Source organism: Oscillospiraceae bacterium, from assembly GCA_015065085.1.
GTDB lineage: Bacteria > Bacillota > Clostridia > Oscillospirales > SIG627 > SIG627.
Window position 1 is genome coordinate 236,189 of sequence record SVQW01000002.1, and the last position, 14,183, is coordinate 250,371.

At 44.9% G+C, this 14,183-nt stretch carries 10 protein-coding genes; 5 read left to right on the plus strand and 5 right to left on the minus strand.

Annotation, left to right across the window (positions count from 1 at the left end):
• Positions 1-26: 26 nt before the first annotated feature.
• The 4 genes from E7588_03590 to E7588_03605 form a co-directional block, all read right to left on the minus strand.
• A complete protein-coding gene (locus E7588_03590) occupies positions 27-1,781 on the minus strand; it encodes a DNA primase (GenBank protein ID MBE6688346.1) in 1,755 nt (584 codons plus the stop codon).
• A gap of 26 nt (positions 1,782-1,807) precedes the next feature.
• Complete coding sequence (locus tag E7588_03595; GenBank protein MBE6688347.1) at positions 1,808-2,818, minus strand: deoxyguanosinetriphosphate triphosphohydrolase; 1,011 nt, start codon at positions 2,816-2,818, stop codon at positions 1,808-1,810.
• A gap of 87 nt (positions 2,819-2,905) precedes the next feature.
• Positions 2,906-3,484, minus strand: coding sequence for a hypothetical protein (locus E7588_03600; protein ID MBE6688348.1), 579 nt, complete (start codon positions 3,482-3,484; stop codon positions 2,906-2,908).
• Complete coding sequence (locus E7588_03605) at positions 3,481-3,708, minus strand: hypothetical protein (GenBank protein MBE6688349.1); 228 nt, start codon at positions 3,706-3,708, stop codon at positions 3,481-3,483. Before E7588_03605 ends, E7588_03600 begins: the two co-directional genes overlap by 4 nt.
• A gap of 110 nt (positions 3,709-3,818) precedes the next feature.
• On the opposite strand from E7588_03605, the gene E7588_03610 reads away from it, so the two are divergent.
• The gene (locus tag E7588_03610; protein MBE6688350.1) at positions 3,819-5,339 is read left to right on the plus strand and encodes a hypothetical protein; all 1,521 of its coding nucleotides are present in this window, start codon (positions 3,819-3,821) and stop codon (positions 5,337-5,339) included.
• A 262-nt stretch (positions 5,340-5,601) separates the two neighbouring features.
• Here the strand turns inward: E7588_03610 and E7588_03615 are convergent, their stop codons facing one another.
• Entirely contained in the window at positions 5,602-6,420 is an 819-nt protein-coding gene (locus E7588_03615) for a hypothetical protein (protein MBE6688351.1), read from the minus strand.
• A 107-nt stretch (positions 6,421-6,527) separates the two neighbouring features.
• Between E7588_03615 and E7588_03620 the strand changes: the two genes are divergently transcribed.
• The 4 genes from E7588_03620 to E7588_03635 all read left to right on the plus strand — a co-directional run bounded on the left by E7588_03620 (position 6,528) and on the right by E7588_03635 (position 14,183).
• Complete coding sequence (locus E7588_03620) at positions 6,528-10,226, plus strand: S-layer homology domain-containing protein (GenBank protein ID MBE6688352.1); 3,699 nt, start codon at positions 6,528-6,530, stop codon at positions 10,224-10,226.
• Between the two features lie 153 nt (positions 10,227-10,379).
• On the plus strand, positions 10,380-12,875 hold the full coding sequence (locus E7588_03625) for an alpha-mannosidase (GenBank protein ID MBE6688353.1): 2,496 nt from the start codon (positions 10,380-10,382) through the stop codon (positions 12,873-12,875).
• A gap of 120 nt (positions 12,876-12,995) precedes the next feature.
• Positions 12,996-13,883 (plus strand): NAD(P)-dependent oxidoreductase, encoded by an 888-nt coding sequence (locus E7588_03630; GenBank protein MBE6688354.1) that lies wholly within the window; start codon positions 12,996-12,998, stop codon positions 13,881-13,883.
• A gap of 48 nt (positions 13,884-13,931) precedes the next feature.
• On the plus strand, positions 13,932-14,183 hold the full coding sequence (locus tag E7588_03635; protein MBE6688355.1) for a hypothetical protein: 252 nt from the start codon (positions 13,932-13,934) through the stop codon (positions 14,181-14,183).

The following is a 14,183-nucleotide window of genomic DNA, read 5'->3' on the forward strand; positions in this document are numbered from 1 at the left end:
TTTTTATTTATGTAAATATATATTTATCAACTTAATTTGTTTTTGAGCGATTGCAGGTATTCTTCCAGGGACATTTCACCCGCATTTTTCTTATTGTTTTGCTCAACAAGTCGCTCTATAAGCTCGTCCAGCACATCGGGAGAGTTGTTGGAAAGCCTGGAGCGATTCACCTGCATTTTCATTATTGCGCCCATCTCCTCGGGAGTAAAAAACTGCCCCAGTTCTCCTATGTCGAAGCTTCCCTCATTTTGAGCCGAGATCTCCAGAATACCGCTAAATACCCGACGATTGAATTCGCAGATGAAAAGCTCGGGCTTTATGCGGCTCATTATTTTTTCATCCCGCAGATAATCGCTTCTCAGCATTATAATACCGAGAATATTTTCTTCTATACTCGCACACGCCTTGTATTTCTGGCGGTCGGGATTTATACGGTCACCGTATCCCATGGATTTTTGTATTTGTTCGTCAAGCGCTTTTTCCCTGAACTGCTTTTCTCGCTTTCGGCGACGCTTTTCAACCTCGTTTTTAAGTGTTGAAAGCTCTACCCCGGTAAGCTCCTTCAATTTAAGGAGAAAAACATCCAGCTCCACTGCCGAGTACACGTCACACAGCATATCGCAGGATTTATTAATAAAATCAAGCTTTTCCTCCGGCACGTCAAGGTTGTAGTTACCCATAAGCGTGCGGAATTTAAAGTCAATTTTGCCCTCCGAGCCGTTGATAAGTGCCGCAAAGGATGCCTTGCCGAATTTTTTTATGTACTCGTCGGGGTCCTTGGCGTTTTTGACGGTAATAACTTTTACCGAAAGCCCTGCCTCGCCGAGAAGTGCTATTGCTTTGTCGGTTGCCTTCTGCCCTGCGGCATCCGAATCGTAGCATATGTACACCTTTGAAGCATATCTTGCCATCACACGCGCCTGTTCGGGCGTGATGGCAGTGCCCAGTGTCGCCACCGCGTTAAAAAATCCTGCCTGATGCAGTGCGACAACATCCATATACCCCTCACAAAGTATGAGCGATGAATCAGTAGTCGCCTTGGCGTAATTAAGCGCGTACAAATTACGGCGTTTATTGAACACGGGCGTATCGGAGGAATTGAGATACTTGGGCATACCGTCGCCTATAATACGTCCGCCGAAGGCAATCACCTCACCCGAGGTGTCTATAATCGGAAAAATTATTCTGCCTCTGAACATATCAAATGGCTTATTATACTTGCTTATTCCGCACAAAAACGCTTCTTTAAGCTCCTCCGGCTTGTACCCCTCGCTTATGAGATAACCGCTGAGTGAATCAAATCCGGTGTCGGCGTAACCGATGCCGAAGTGCTTTATGGTTCGCAGTGTCAGCCCGCGGTCGGTTATATATCTCAGTGCGTCGGAATTCTTGGGATCCATGAGAGCATTATGGAAAAAACGCGCAGCTTTTTTGTTCAACTCAAAAATGCGCTTGCGGTCAATCCTTTTTGCGCCGTAAACCGGGTTATCCTCCGGCATTGCCATTCCCGCCATGTTGGCCAATTTTTCCACTGCCGCCATGTAATCCAGGTTTTCCATACGCATAACAAAGGTTATAACGTCTCCACCCGCACCACATCCGAAGCAATAAAAGCTCTGGGTATTGCGGAAAACGGTAAAAGATGGTGTTTTTTCGCTATGAAAAGGGCAATTTCCCACGGAATTGGTACCCGTCCTTTTCAGGCGGACGTATGTACCGATTATTGTTTCAATATCGCATCTTGCTTTTAATTCGGTTAAAAACGCGCCCGGTAATGGCATAATGTTCCTTTCTTTGATACGTTTTTCTAAACTCTGCGCCAGACCTTCGGAACAAACAGCTCGTTGAAGGTACGCACTGCGTATCTGTCGGTCATGGACGAAATATAATCACAAACAACCCGTCCCTTTGGGAAACGGTCAAGATAATTACGGTATTCGGGCGGAAGCTTTTCGGGATAGCGGTAGAAGTGCTCATAAAGATGAGTCAGCATAACATTCGCTTTTTCTTCCTCCCCCTTTGCAACGGGGTTTTTGTAAACCGCCTCGAACATAAATTCCCGCAATCTGTTCATTGCATCGTCGATTTCCGGAGACATGCGTATTTCGGCGCCCTTGCTGTTGAATATTGTATCCCGTACCAGCGTATTGATACGCACACCGTGAGTATCACCCAGAATCTGACGTAAATCGCGTGGGATATCATCGCTTTTCATGATGCCTGCACGTATGGCATCGTCAATATCGTGATTTATGTAGGCAATGCGGTCAGCAAATTTTATTATTCTGCCCTCGGGAGTAATGGCGCGGTTGGAGCCGGAATGATTGCGGATGGCATCCCTCACCTCATAAGTAAGGTTGAGCCCCATGCCGTTGTTTTCCAGAAGGTCAGCTACTCTGAGACTCTGTTCGTAATGCGCAAAGCCGCCCTCGTAAACACTGTTAAGCAGTCTTTCTCCTGCGTGCCCGAAAGGAGTATGGCCCAAATCATGTCCAAGCGCCGCCGCTTCGGTAAGGTCCTCATTAAGACCGAGTGCACGGGCTATAACACGGGCAATTTGTGTCACCTCGAAGGTGTGCGTCAGACGTGTGCGGTAATGGTCGCCCTCGGGAGTCAGAAAGACCTGGGTTTTATGCATAAGACGGCGAAAAGCCTTTGAATGAGTTATCCGGTCCCGGTCACGCGAAAAAGGCGTGCGTATATCACACTCCTGCATGGGGCGCAGGCGCCCCTTGGTGTTGCGAGACAACGTAGCAAACTCGCTCAGCCTTTGCGCCTCAAAGCCGAAAACGCTGTCGGCATCATTGACTTTATACATTTCTGTTGCCGCCTTTCATTTCCTTTATACTATATTATACGAGATTTTTTTCAAAATCCCTTTTATTTTTCGTAATTTTTTTATTTTTTACAAATTCATAAAAAGATATACCACCACAAACAGCAGAGAAAAATTATTCCCGCCCGAATATAAAACCCACAAAGATGCAAAAAACAGCAAAATAATACACACAAACGATACTTTATCCACCACTTTCCACACCTTTTCCACCTCAAAGCGCATAAGAAGCAGGGATTCGGCAAAATTGCCGCCGTCAAGTCCTCTGATGGGTAACATATTGAATACGGCGTAAAAAATGTTGGCAAAAAACAAAAACATTATTTCGGTAAGCGGTACATAAAGATACGCAAAGTAAGCACACACCGCACCCGCAAGGTTAGCCGCCGCACCCGATGAATATATCAGTGCATCAGCACCGTAGCTGCACAATCTGCCGTCTGTCTGTATGTGTGCCCCGAAAAGCATCACATCTATACAGCAAACACTTTTTCCCACTGCTTTTACAGCTATAAGGTGTCCCGCTTCATGAAGAAGTGCACAAAAAAGCATGGCACCAACGTACTCCGGCGGATTGAACAGCGATAAAAAAACAAGTGGTATCAATGCCGATAAATTCACACGTACCTTTCCCAGCTTCAACGTCATTGTTCACTCTCCGCACCGGCAAAAACCTGTACTGCACCGCCTGTATCCATACCAAACACCATAGCGGCGACGGGATTTTCGGATATGGAAACCTCTATACTGCGTGAAAGGTCATCAAAGCCTACGTTTTGGCGGAACACGCCTATTACCTTATCACGTGTGCCTCTTTGAAGCATAAACACCACCGCGGCAAGGACTGTAATAATTAAAAATATTTTTTTCATGTTTTTCCTCCGTCGGCACAATATTATGCGTGAAAAACACAAAAAAGAACAGCATATTTACTATTTTTCCTTCATATGATTTAACAAAACCTAAGAAAGGAACTGTTTCTATGAATTCAATCGTCAACCAGATGTACACTCCCATTGCCCATGGTGGCAGGATACATATTGAAAACGAAGTAATTCTTCCCGACTACTGTCCCGATGTAGCAAAGGTTGTAAAAGCCGATATTGTTCCCAGAGTCACTTCAAAAAACATATATTCCGATGACAGCGGTCTTAATATCGCCGCCGACGGCACCGTGCTTTTCAAAGTGATTTATCTTGCGGAGGGTTCACCAAAGCTGTACAGCACATTCTTTACCGAAAACTTTTCCCACACATTCAAGGTGCAGGCAGATAAAAGCTCGGATTTTGAAAATGTATTTGCGTATATAAATCTTACTCCCGAAAATGTATCCTGCCGTCCCTGTGCCTCGCGCCGCATGACAATAAAATGCGATATAAGCGTCTGTCCCGAAATACGCCTTAACCGTCCCGTGGAATACTTTACCGAGGATGAAAGCGAATGTGAACTGCTCACACAAAAGCTGTCGCTTTGCAGTATGTGCGGTATGAACGAGGCGGACTATAATGTGAGCGAAAAAATAATTCTCCCCCGCGAGCTGCCGCCCGTCGGTGAAATAACCGACTGCGACATACGCTATGTTACCGAAAGCCTGAAGATTGCAAATTGCAAGGCAGTTTTCAATGCCACTGCGTACTTCACCTGTTTTTACGATTCACCCGAAGGCAGCATAAGCTTTTGCCAGCCGATTGAGCTTTCTCAAATAATCGACGTTCCCGACGCCGAGGACGGCACAGACGGCGAATTACGCTTCACTCCGACCTCTCTTCGTGCAGACACAGATGTTGACAACTACGGCGAAAACCGGGTTATAACGCTGGATTTTTCATACACCGCCCATGCAGTAGTTTTTACCAACCGCGAATTTGATGCCGCCGCCGATGTTTTTTCACCCACCCGCGAAATAACTGCCGAAACAGGTGACTGCAATTTAAGACGTTATTGTCAGTCCGTATATGAAAAGGTTCAGATACCCGCCTCGCTCAGACTGAAAAACCCCGACATAACCTCCTTTGAGGATATACGTCCCACCGCATATATACGCGGATGGGTGGCAGAAAACGGTGTTCTTACCGCCGACTGCCGTATGAATATCAAAATGATAGGCTCGTATGACGGCGGTTTTGACGGAATTGAAGAAAATATCGATTTTTCGGTCCACACAAAGCTCAACGACATTCCCTCTCCGCAATGTGACCTGTCCATTGCAGTGCGCGAGGTAGACTGCGTACCGTCGGGAAGCTCCATAGAGGTGCGTGCCGATGCGGTTCTTACCGGAAGCATATTTTCCCAAAGCAGTGCCCGTTTTGTAAAAACGCTGAGTGTGGGAGAAAAAAAGAAGGACGAATGCCGTCCGCCCATAATTCTGTATTATCCGTCCGAACGTGAAACTCTGTGGGAAATTGCAAAAAAGTATTCTCTTTCACAAAGCTCGCTTCGTGATTTCAACGGTATGGAAAGCGACAAAATAACTGAAAAGGTGCTCAAAATTCCCATGAAATAATTAAAAGTCCGTGAGTGAAAATGTTGTGAAGGGACAGTAAAAATAAAAAAACCTCTGAAAGCGGCATCAAAAGTCGAATTCAGAGGTTTTGTTTGTTGAGCAATTATATGTTGTCTTACAACGCGATATATTTACCTACGCAAATGCGATATATTCGGTTTTTAAAAAGCCGAATGCGGTATGATATAAATTCTCGTCACGAAGTGACATATCGCTGCGCAGTGTCCTTTGGGACACTGCGCTAAAACTCACGGATTTTTAATTAAAGATACGTGTAATAGCACAAATACTCAAACCACACGTCATAGGCTCGTTGGGTCAGATGTATGCCGTCACCGCAGTCATAAATGTCTTTTAAATTTCCGTTCTTGTCGGAAAGAAGAGCTGCAACATCCAGCCAGATAAAACCGTTGTTTTCGGCATATTCAAGAAGTGCGGCGTTAAAATCGGCAGTATTTTTACTGTTTATATAATCACTTTCATCGGATTTCCATTTTGCCGGCGGTATTATGGACTGGATTATTATTCTTGCATCGGGATTTGTTTCGAGTGCCGCCTTGACAATACTGTCATACCTTTCAATAAATTCCTCCGCTCCGCCGGGGCTCAGCTCGTTGACGCCCAGCATTATGTACACTTTGGTAAAATTCCTGTTTTGCTCTATGGCATCAATTCCTGTCACATATTTTCCGTCCGACAAAAATTTTTCATTATTCAGAATATCAAGCGTTGTAAAGCCGCGGTATGCATAAGGAACAGCACCTGTCGTATTTATATCCGAGTACAAAAAAAGACCTTCCGTACGGGAATCTCCCACAAAAACAGCGTCCTGAAAATACTGCATTGCAGGTTGCATGGATGCTGTGTGCTCGTGCTCGGTTAGTATATGCTCAAACTGAGAAAGCGCAGGCTCGTATTGCTCGCTTTCCGCAATGTGTTGTACATTTCCCTCTTTATCCGCCGTATTCGCAGCATTTACGGCGCTGTAATACCTTATTGCGGACAAAATCGCAAAAGCGGATGAAAACACAACAAGCACCGAAAGTGCCGCAACGGCAATGTATTTCGGTTTATCCGACAAGCTTGCCACCCCCTTTTTTGTGAAATTATACTACAAAAGAACTTTTTTGTCAACATTAATATATTTTGTGTTGACATATATTCAAAAATAGTATATAATTTTACAAAATGCCTTTATATTTAGGAGATAACATGAAGAAAGCTTTTGTACTGATAATACTCACTTTAATACTTTTGCTGCCTGTATGTGCCGCCCCCGAAGGGTATTTCAACCGTGTACCGCACTGGTGTTTCAATGAAATGGCAGTTATAGAGCAGTGGGACTTTGTGCCCGAATGCCAAACGGGTGACACATTTATCACCTGTTTCTCGGGTAATGCATCGTTTGCGCTTGAGCCGTCACAGCGATTTGAAGCGCAAAATACACCTTATGCCGCTGTCCGCGTACGTTGCCGAAACGGCGGAAACTTCGGGCTTTACACAACCGACAAAACCGAAAAAGCCGTAATACAGCTTCCCGCAAGCAGTGAATGGTCAGAGTACATCATTGATATGTCACAATATCCCTCTTGGCGCGATACCTCAGAAAAGGTATTTATTGAATACGACACCGAAATTGATATTGAACGCTTGGGATTTTTCCGTACCGCTCCCGAGGCAAAAGCGTTTCTCGCGGAGAAAAACGGTGTGAACAAAGGCATACTTCCGCCAAAGTGGGATTTTAAAAATCCCGAAACACTTTCTATGTGGAGAGTAAACGGCTCCACGCTCACCTACGAAAAGGGAATTGCAAAATTCACATCTCTGGGAACCGACCCTCAGATAATAGCCGACCTTGCGGAGGATCGTTACTTTGATGCAAAATCATTTCCGATTTTCGCCTTTCGCGCAAATGTCAAATCAGACAATTCCACGGCGACACTGTTTTTCAAGACAACCACCCAGTCAAGCTGGAAACACGTTAATATACAGTACAGCTCCACTGACGGCTGGCAAGAATGTATCGCCGATATGAGAACTTCGACATCTTGGGACGGAAATGTTACGGATGTGCGTTTTGACGTTTCAAACAATACGGGTTCAAACGATATTGATGCACTGGTTTATCTGGACAAAGCGGGCTTTTTTGCCACCGTTGAGGAAGCACGTGCATTTCTGAGAGAGGATACTGCAAACGACGGCGACGGTGATATACATATCTGGAATTTTAAAAACCCGAGTGATATCGAAGAATGGTCAACCAACGGTTGCAGCTTCACCTGCACTCAAAATGCAGGTTACTTGGTACCCGGATCAAGCGACCCATATATCAGTTACACTGCCAATGCGGAAAAAGGAGGTTTCATTGACGCTGATAAGTTCAAATGGGCGGCAGTGCGCATGGCTCTGAAAAGTGCGTCCGATAAACAGCTTATCGGTGAATGGTTTTACGAGGACCTTGCCGATCCGGATATTATAGCGCCAAGCCATTCCAAATTTACAATTCCGTCGGAAAATATCACCTCAAACGACTGGTTTGTTTACAAAATCGACCTTTCGGACCCTGCCTCCGACAGCTCCGAGCGTTATGAACAGTATAAGGGCAACGACTACGACGATCAGCTTTGGCAGGGGCTTATGACAAAATTCCGTCTGGACCCCATAAATTCTTCATACACCAATTATACCGAAGAAATCTTTATTGATACCATCGCACTGTTTGAAACCGAAGAACAGCTTGACAGCTATTTCGCATCCCATCCTGCACCGCCCAAGCCCGATTTTAAGGCGGCAAACAGTAATATTACACACCGTACCGATTTTTACCGCAAGGCTATTATGGCAAATGGCTTGAGCTGGCAGAATTTTATGCTTTCCGAAAATTCCGCCTTTAACGATTACACTACCATTAATACACAGCCTTCATCGGAAAGCTCACGTCTTGTTGTTATGTTCAAAGCTGAAGATGAAGACCTCTTTAAGCCTATTCCGCTGTCTTATGTGACCAAATCCGATAAATATCCGCACTTTGCCGCAAGTGACAAGAAAGGGGCATACTATCTGGGCTATGCCGACGCGTTTTTTGAAGACACTGTACAGCATCATGCCGAGGAATACATAACCGATATAGCCTGCCGAGGTATAATGCAAGGTACAGATGCGAACATTTTTTCACCCGATATGCCATTTACCCGCGGAATGCTTATTACAGCTCTGGGACGTATGCACAACACAGATACCTCGCTTTACGACGGCATTACCTCCTACAAGGACACAGCAGAAAACGAATATTATGCTCCCTACCTTGATTGGGCTGAAGAAAACGGCATAAACGTTGCTTTTACAGATGAAAGCTTCCTGAGCGAAAAGCCCGTGACGCGCAGTGATGTTGCTCTCACACTGAAAAAATATCTTGAAGTCTACAATTACGGAATACGGGAATATTCAAATATCTCTCCTGTTTCTGATATTGCTTCGCTTTCCGACGCTGCCGAAATTGCAATAGTAAAAATGCTGGATCTGGGAGTAATGAGCGAGCAGGATGAAAAGCTGTTTGACCACTCCGCAATAATGACACGTGCCGACGGTGCACAAATATTCGCGCGCCTTATACGCGTTATTCTGGGCGTTGAAGGCTACGACGGATATGACAGTGAGTATTACTCAAAGCCCCGTATAAAAATTGCCGCCTGGAGCGGTATAAACGACTTTGAATTCACGGAGGATTTTTTCCGAAGCTACGCAGATTGCGGTTTCAACTGGCTTATTGCCGGAATGGGATGGGACAAAGGCTTTCTGTTTAACATGGCTGACAAATACGGCGTACAGATAATTGCCCGTGATATTCCGGTATTCAACACATCAAAAGGAACGGTAGACTACAACCGTATCCGTTCTTACACCGACCGCGACTCGTGGTTCGGAAATTACATTACCGACGAGCCGGGTACAGATAATTACGACGCTCTTGCAACGGTTGCAAACATGTACTACGAAGAAACCGGAAAAATCCCCTTTGTAAACCTTTTACCAATGTATGCCTCCAAAGCACAGCTGAAATACGGTGCGGGAACAGACCTCAGTCTCGGCAGCTACAGTGGTCTTGAAGAACGAACCGAAATATACCGAGACTACTGTCAGCAGTTTGTTGATAAATTCAACGCGCCCTATATCTGCACCGACATCTACCCTCTCAGCTGGTCAGACGGTCAGAAAACCACAATGAACAATTATCTTGAATACATCAATATAATTGCCGATGTGGCAAGAGACAGCGAGTGTGAATTTTACTGCTGTTTCCAGACCTTCGGATGGAATGAAGCAAAGCGTACACCAAACTCTCAGGAATACCGCTGGCAGATATATTCTCTGTTAAGCTTCGGCTGTACGGGGCTTATGGCATGGAACTATGCCGGCTATACTGACTTTCCCTCCATTGTTAATGTCAAAAACTACACCAACACTCAGGCATATTACGACCTTAAACCCGTTCTCAAAGAGGTCAATATGATTTCAGACATATTCATGCAATACAAAAACCTGGGTGCCTTCAACCACAATTACGGCAAAGTTCAAAGCACTGAAAATTCCCACTATCTTTACATTTCCGACCAATACACTGATTTTGACGCAATAACCGATATAACCTGCGACGACCTTTTACTGTTTGGTTGCTTTGAAAAGAAAATCGGTGCGGGAAAAGCCTTTACGGTAGTTAATATGTCCGAGATTGCAGATGAAAAAACAGTTACACTCACCTTCCGCGCGGACAACTATAATACCGTCACGGCATACCCCATGGGAGTAAAAACCGTACTTACACCGCAAAGTGGCGTGTATACACTCACTCTGGAATGCGGTCAGGGTGTATTTGTGACACTTGATTAGTTTTATAAAATACGGCAGAATCAATGGATTCTGCCGTATTTTTAATATATTTTCAAGTGCAGGAGAGCATAAAATTTCTATTGACAGTTATATTTTTTGTTGGTATACTAAGACAAAGAAAACGAATTCTCTAAACAAAAAGGAGATACAAAAATGGAAAAAAGACTTCATCTTATATGTAACGCTCATCTTGACCCTGTATGGCTGTGGAGATGGCAGGAGGGTGCAGCGGCAGGAATATCCACTTTCAGATGTGCCGCAGATTTTTGCGATGAATTTGACGGATTTGTTTTCAACCACAATGAAGCGTTGCTCTATAAATGGGTAGAGGAGCATGAGCCTCAGCTTTTCGAGCGCATAAAAAAGCATGTAAAAAACGGAAAGTGGAAAATAGTGGGCGGTTGGTACAATCAGCCCGACTGTAATATTCCCTCCGGCGAAAGCTTTGCGCGTCAGATACTTTACGGCAAGAATTATTTTATTGAAAAGTTCGGTATTGAGCCCGACGTTGCTCTGAATTATGATTCCTTCGGACACACCCGCGGACTTGTTCAGATACTCAAAAAAAGCGGGTACAAGAGCTACATCTTAGCGCGTATTCTCGCTCCCGGTGACTACAAATGGGTCGGCTTTGACAGCAGTGAAATAATCGCACACAAGACCTTTGAGGGCTACGGCTCGGTTTACGGCGATATGGAAAATAAAATCAACCGCTTTATTCAGTTCCATAAAGGCGATATTCCGCAGGATGCCATGCTTCTGTGGGGTGTGGGTGACCACGGTGGCGGAGCTTCCAGACGCGACCTTAATGACATTGCGGAAATAGCAAAAAAGCTTAAGAATCAAAATATCAATCTTATCCATTCCAACCCCAATGCGCACCTGGACACATTGGACATTGAAAAGCTCCCGGTTCTGGAGGAATCCATACGTCCCTTCGCCACCGGCTGTTACACAACTATGGCGCGCATAAAAAAGGCGAACAGACAGCTTGAAAACATATTGTACATGAGCGAAAAAATGCTGGCGCACGCAAATCTTATGTATGGCACGGAGTATGACTCCGACGCAATAAGACAGGCGCAGGAAGATTTAATGTTCTGTGAATTTCATGACATTCTTCCCGGAACAATGATTGAACCGGGCGAAATTGATTCTCTCAACCGTCTGGGTCACGGCATTTACAACATGGAAAACCTGCAGTCACGTGCTTTCTTCGCACTTGCGGGAGGCCAGCCCAAGGCAAAAGAAAACACTATTCCCGTGCTGGTATATAATCCGCATCCTTATCCTGTTGATACACAGATTTCCTGCGAATTCCAGCTTTCCGACCAGAACTGGCACTACGGTGATTTCACTGGAGGTACAGTCTACCAAAACGGTGTAAAGGTGCCTTCTCAGTTTGAAAAGGAAACCAGCAATCTTAACCTTGACTGGCGTAAAAATCTTATCATAGATGCACACCTTGAGCCCATGACCATGAACCGCTTCGATTGTGTGCTTGAAAAACAAACAGACTGTATCAACTGGGATATAAAGAAGTTCGGCAAAAAGTTTGATTTTGACAACGGCTGTATGCAGATAAGCTTTGACCCTGACACCGGTCTTATAAACAGCTACACCGTGGATGGCAAAAAGCTGCTGGATAAAAATTCCGCAAAACTTCTTGTTATAAATGACTACGCGGACCCATGGGGCTTCTACCTCGACAAGTACCGTGAGATTGCGGGCGAATTCAAGCTCCTCACAAAAGAGCAGGCAGCAGATTTTCTGGGCTATCCCGATGGAGACGTATGTCCGTTCCAGATAATCGAGGACGGCGATGTACGTACTGTTATTGAGGGGTTGTACGGCTATAAAACCTCTTTTGCAAGTGTAAGATTCTTTATTCCCAAAAAAGGCAATGCCGTAAAGGTTGACGTTGTACTTCATATGAATGAAGCCAACAAGATGGTGCGCCTTGCATTCAACACAATAGACGGCGAATTTATGGGGCAGACGGCTTTCGGCACTGAAAATCTGCCTACCGACGGCTCTCCCGCAGTATTCCAGAAGTTCTGTGCTGTAAAGAACAGTGACGGTGCGTTTATAATTTCCAACGACGGCTCATATTCGGGAAGCTACGAAAACGGAGCTCTTACCCAGACGCTTGTACGTACTCCCATATATTCCGCACATCCCATTTCACTCAGATCCTATGAAGAAGACCCCAATTGCACCGAGCTGCGCCGTTTAGCTCCCAATGACAGATACATGAAGCATATCGACATGGGCGTAAGAGAATTTTCCTTTGAATTCTGCGGCGACAAGGATATAAGCCTTGCAGACTTCAACGCGGCTGTATTCAACGAAAAGCCATACGCGCTGTGCTTCTTCCCCTGCGGAGACGGTGAAAAATGCAGCAGCTTCATCACAATAGACAACAAAGCCGTAACGCTTTCCGCTTTCAAAAAAGCTTATGACAGCAACGGTTATATCATCCGTCTTTACAACTCGTCGGATAAGGCTCAAAAGGTATCTGTCAAGATATCCTGCATCGGTACGGACAAGGACATTACCTTCGGCAAATTCGAAGTAAAGACCTTCCGTGTTGACACCGCTACGGGAAGCTTTGAAGAAACCGACATGATAGAAAGACCTGTCAAATAACACACAGATAAAAAGAGCAAATACGCAAGAATGCGAATTTGCTCTTTTGTTCATAATCACTATTGACATTATGCTAAAAAAGTGATAAAATACCCTTATAATAAATAGGAGAGAACTGTTATGAAGATATTGGTTATCGGCGGAACGGGGCACATGGGTACGTTTTTATGCCGTATTCTCGCCGAAAGAGGACACAATGTCACTGTTGCCACACGACGCGGTATTGCGCCCGACGGTTTTGAGGCTATAACTCTGAACGCCAACTCACCCGAAGAGCTTTTTCCGCTCAAGAGCCGTGAATTCGATACGGTAATTGATTTTCCCGGTGCAGCCCGGAATGTGTACGATGTGTTGGGTGACAGTGTAGGTCATATTATCGGTTGCGGTTCGCTGTGGATGTACGGTGCTCCCAAAAACGTCCCCACTCCCGAAAAGAAGCAAAGTGACTGTCCCTTTAAGGGATATGCCGCAAGATTTGAAAAAATAATGGACATGATTGAAGACAAAAAATGTCCTTTTACGGCAATTATGATTCCCAACGTCTGCGGACCGGGAAAAATTCCGCTGGACTATATGGGCGGAAGAAGTATTGATGTTCACAAGGCTCATAAAAACGGTGCCAAGATATATCTTCCCGACGGTGCCGAGCCTCTCATTTCCCCCTGCGATGCGCAGGACCTTGCCATGCTGTTTGCGTTGGCGGCGGAAAATCCCGAAAAATCCGGCAACAATCTGTTCAATGCAGGGCCCGTGAATGCTCTTACAATCACCGAATTTGTGAATACATACAGCCGTATTTACGGCAGTAACAACGAAATCGAGTATGTTTCATGGGAAAAATATACAACAGAAATTTCTCCCTCGGTGGATTACTGGTGGCATTTTTACTCCCACATGTGCGCAGACACCTCCAAGGCAAGAAGTGTTTTGGGATACAATCCGCAATTCACCTGCGAAGAAACCATGGAACGTGCCGTGAAGTGGATGTTCGACAAGGGTCTTATGTAAAAATATAAAGGATAATGCGGTGCAATGCACCGCATTAAGTACGTAAAAATGATTCAGGCTTTATTTTTAATTGCAGGGCTTATCATAGGCGTTGTGCAATTTCTGCTTCTTGGCAGAATAACCGCCGCTCTGCTTGAGAAAAAAAGACATATGGCAGTGTATATTGCGGCTAAGCTCGCTTTATATATAATTTTTATTCTCTTAATTTTCTTTTTTATGCCGTATTTTCTCTATACGGCGGCGGGCTACGGTGTGGGTATAATAGCCGGCTCGTTTTTAAACTTTGCAATAAGGAGATGA